This is a genomic window from Streptomyces sp. NPDC054956, assembly GCF_053609185.1.
The window spans coordinates 1-3,992 of the sequence record NZ_JBSGXB010000470.1 but is presented as its reverse complement, the minus strand read 5'-3'; the positions used below and the strand labels follow the sequence as shown (position 1 = coordinate 3,992).

Genomic DNA, 3,992 nt, shown 5'->3' with positions numbered 1-3,992 from the left:
AAACGCGCACATTGGGCCGACCGGGCCCTTGCTGCGCCGGGAGTGTGACGAACGGCGGGATGAACCGGTCCTCGTGCCACTTCCCGCACGGGCCGCTTCCCCGACGCGGCCGCGGGCTGCGCCGCCGGTGCCTTCACGGGCCACAGGGCCTCGTGCGCGGACCCCGGCGGGGCCTGCGCCGGAGCCTCGTCCGGCGTGGAGGAGAAGTCCGGGACGAGGATCCCCGCGGCCCTGCGCAGGGCCGCCCAGCGGACCTCCCGTACGCCGCTGTCGTGCCAGCCGTCCTCGGACCCGGCGTCCGCGCCCCGGGCCAGGCCCCTCGCGGGCCGGTTCCGCCACGCGTGCACGGCCACCGCCAGCGGGACCGCGAGCGCCAGGCTCCAGGCCAGGGCGGCCGCGCCCGCCTGCCACCACACGGGGCCGAACGCGGCCAGCTCCCGGGAACCGAGCGGCCCCGACGAGGCCGCGGCGAGCCCGGCCGTGGCCAGGGCGCACACCAGCGCGCCCAGGGTCGCGGTGAGCGCGGTCTCCGCGTACGGGACTTCGCGCGCCCGGCGTACCGCGAACCAGCCCACCGTCAGCCCGGCCGCCACCGGTACCGCGGCGACGGCCCAGGTCAGCGGCGTGCCGGGGCCCTCCGGAGGCAGCGCCGCGAGCAGCGGGAAGCGCGGCAGCGCGGGCGATCCGCCGAAGCCGAGCGGGGTCGCGGTGGCCCCCGTACCGAGGGCGAAGCCGGGGCCGAGGGAGTAGGCGGCGCCCCAGACGACCGCGTTCGGGATCAGGGTCACGGCGAGCAGCAGCACCGCGAACCGGCCCGACCAGCCGCCGGTCAGCGCCACGAACGACCCCTGCACCTCCGCGCCGTGCCAGGCGAGCGAGGCGCCGACCAGCAGGGCCCCGCCGCCGATGAGGACCAGCACCCCGGCGGCGCCGGCGCGCAGCGCGAGCTCGTAGCGGGGGCGGGTGAGCCGGCCGGGCAGCCGTCCGAGCGGCCGGCCCCGGGCCTCCCAGACCCCGCCGGCCGCGGCGAGGGCGGCGACCAGCGGAAGGTGCCAGGCCGCGCTGATCGGGTCGGCGGGCATCGGCCCGGAGGCCGCGTACACCGTGGCCAGGGCGCCGACGCCGAGGTAGCCGCAGAGCACGGCGGAGAACACGACCCCGGCGGGGAGCGGCTCGGGCGCGCGGGGATCCTCGTCGGCGGCGCTGCCCAGCCTGGCTGCGCGCCGGATGAGCAGCGCGGGCAGCGCGACGAGCAGCAGCGGGACCACGCCGACGGGGGCCGGGATCCCGGAGAGGGTCTCGTACCGGACCAGCTCGGTTCCGTGGGCGAGCAGCCAGAGGCCCGCGGCGAGGTGCAGGGCGCCGCCGGGGCCGCTGTCGGGGTAGGGGGAGCTGATCCACAGCACGATGACGAGCACGGCGAGGAAGCCGAGCCCCAGTCCTGCCGCGACGGCTCCGCCCACGACGCAGGCGGCGGCCGCCGGCGATCGGCGCCGCGCGGGGGCCCGTGGGGCCGTGGGCAACGGGGTCCCGCGTTCGGTCACTTGGGTCACGCGCCCATGGTGCCAACGACACGCGCTATGGGCGGGTAACAGGCGAATGACCGTGGTGTCGCTCAATATACGTTTATGTACTTTTTCGCTCAGGGCGTCCGGGTCGCGGGGAGTGTGGCATGACACAAAGCGTCACGGAGCTCGGCCTCCCCACCCCGAAGGAACGCCGACGCCTGCGCGAAGCGGCCGAGCTTACGCCCGAGGAGGTCGCGGCGGCGGTGGGCGTCACCCCGACCACGGTGCGCTCCTGGGAGACCGGCCGCACCGACCCCCGGGGCCGCAAGCGCGAGGCCTACGCGAAGCTGCTGACCCGCCTCGCCACCACCACGGCCGCCCCCTCGACCGAGCCCCGCCGGGACCGCGCGACCCCTCCAACGGCCGCCCCGGGCCCCGTCTCGGACACGGCGTCACCGACACGGCCCGAACACCCCGGCCGGTCCGCCGGGTCCGCGACGAGCGCGCCGGAGCCCACCGCAGACGCGGCGCCGGCCTCCGGCTCCCGGCCCTCCCGGGACCGGCAGGCCGACGCCGAATCGGCAACCAGTGCGACGGGCCCCGCCACAGACACGGCGTCAGCCCCGTCCGACTCCCCGCTCGGCCGGGACTCGGCCCTCGCAGCACCCGCGTCCGAGGCGGCCGTCACCGACGGCGACGAGCTGGGCCTCGCGGGCGCCGACACGGAAACTGACGCGGAGTCGGCCGAGGCCGCCGGTGCGAACGAGAGCCGGTTCGGGCTGCGCATGCGCGGGCTCGTGCGGCCCGTCGGCGCGCAGACCCGCCCCAAGGCCGCCGTCAAGCGCGCCGCCAAGCCCCCCGTCGGGGTCCCCCGGCACGAGGCCAAGACCACCGTCAAGGCCGGCACCGGCGGCGGCCTCGCCACCCTCCGCCCCGGCACCCCGATGCCCCCGAGCACAGGCGCGGGCCGCGGCCCGGGCCAGGTCCCGAGCGCGTCCTCCGGCACGAGCACGGGCTCCGGCTCCGGCACGAGCGCGGGCCCCGGCTCCGACTCGGGTAGGGGCACGGGCACTGGCACGAGCCCGGGTACGGACCCCGGCCCGACCACGGCTACCGGCACGAGCCCGGGTACGGGCCCAGGCGCGGGCCCGGGAACCGGCACGGCCACGCGCCCCGGCACGACCCCGGACGCCGCTGCGGGCCCCGACACGGCCAGCGGCCCCGCCGCGAACCCGAACGCCCCTGCCGGCCCCGGCACAGCCACGGGCTCCGGCACGAGCCCGGACTCGGCTGCGGGCCCCGACACGGCCACGGGCCTCGCCACGAACCCGGACGCCACTGCCGGCTCGGGCAAGGCCACAGCCTCCGGCGCGAGCCCGGACACCGTTTCCGGCCCCGGCACGGCCACGGCCCCCGACTCGGGCTCCGGCGCGGAAGCGGCCCCGGGCACGGGTCCGGCCACGGCCGAGAGCCCGGACGCGCAGGCGGGCCCGGACGCGCAGGCCGACGCGGGCGGTAAGGCGGGGGCGGAGGCGGCCGTCGGACCCGGCGAAGCCGGGGAGGGCGACGCGGCTCCGGGCACGGGGGCTCGTAACGCCCCGCAAGGGACCCCGCAGGGACTCGCCGTCGCGGCCTTCGACGCGCTCTACGCCCGCACCGCCCCCGCGCTCGCCCGTCAGGCCTACCTCCTCACCGGCCGCCGCGCCCTCGCCCAGGAGGCCGTCGAGCGCGCCTTCCACCAGGCCTGGGACCGCTGGCCCGAGGTCGCCACCGACCCGGACCCGGTCGGCTGGGTGCGCGCGGCGACGTACGAGTACGCCCTCTCCCCCTGGCACCAGTTCAGACGCGCCCACCGGCACCCCGACAAGCCCCCGGCGGACCCCGCCGACCGGATCCTGCTCGACGCGATGCTCGCGCTGCCGCCGGCGCACCGCCGTACGGTGCTCCTCTACGACGGCGTCGGGCTGGACCTCCCCGACACCGCCGCCGAGACCGAGGCCTCGACGCCGACCGCCGGCAACCGCCTCCTCAACGCGCACGCCGACCTCGCCGACCGGCTCCCCGAACTGGCCGACGTGGCGCCCGAGAAGCAGTCCGCCCTGCTGCGCGAACGGCTCGGCTCCCTGCGGCCCGCCGTACGGCTGGAGCCGCGCGCGGCAGCCGTCGTACGGGCGGCGGGCGAGCACCGCACGCGACTGTGGACGCGGGCGGCCCTCGGGCTGACGGCCGTCATCGCGGCCGCCACGGCCTACACGGCGGTGACCGCGCCGACCGAGTACGAGCCCCCGCGCGCACCCGGCGCGAACGTGTCGGGCGTACCCCCGCTCAGCGGCCCCCAGCAGCTCAGCGACGAGGGCAGGCAACTGCACGACAAGCTCGCCTCCGACCCGGGTGCCGGACCCGCCCGGGTCTCGCCCAAGCCGGAATGAGCACGGCAAGCAGGGCATGAGGAACGGGCGTGGCCCGCACCCCTTCACAGGGTGC

At 78.4% G+C, this 3,992-nt stretch carries 2 protein-coding genes; one reads left to right on the top strand and one right to left on the bottom strand.

Annotation, left to right across the window (positions count from 1 at the left end; genetic code table 11):
- Nucleotides 1-1,553 (bottom strand): cell division protein PerM (locus ACWGDE_RS36775; protein WP_453393429.1); only part of this gene is annotated, 1,553 nt, incomplete at its 3' end.
- 119 nt (nt 1,554-1,672) lie between these two features.
- On the opposite strand from ACWGDE_RS36775, the gene ACWGDE_RS36770 reads away from it, so the two are divergent.
- Nucleotides 1,673-3,937: a helix-turn-helix domain-containing protein gene (locus ACWGDE_RS36770; RefSeq protein ID WP_453393428.1), complete on the top strand. Its 2,265-nt coding sequence runs from the start codon at nt 1,673-1,675 to the stop codon at nt 3,935-3,937.
- The last annotated feature ends 55 nt before the right edge of the window (nt 3,938-3,992 follow it).

Excerpts from the sequence above, each read along its gene's own strand:
- ACWGDE_RS36770 (WP_453393428.1), top strand. The coding sequence starts at position 1,673 with ATGACACAAAGCGTCACGGAGCTCGGCCTCCCCACCCCGAAGGAACGC.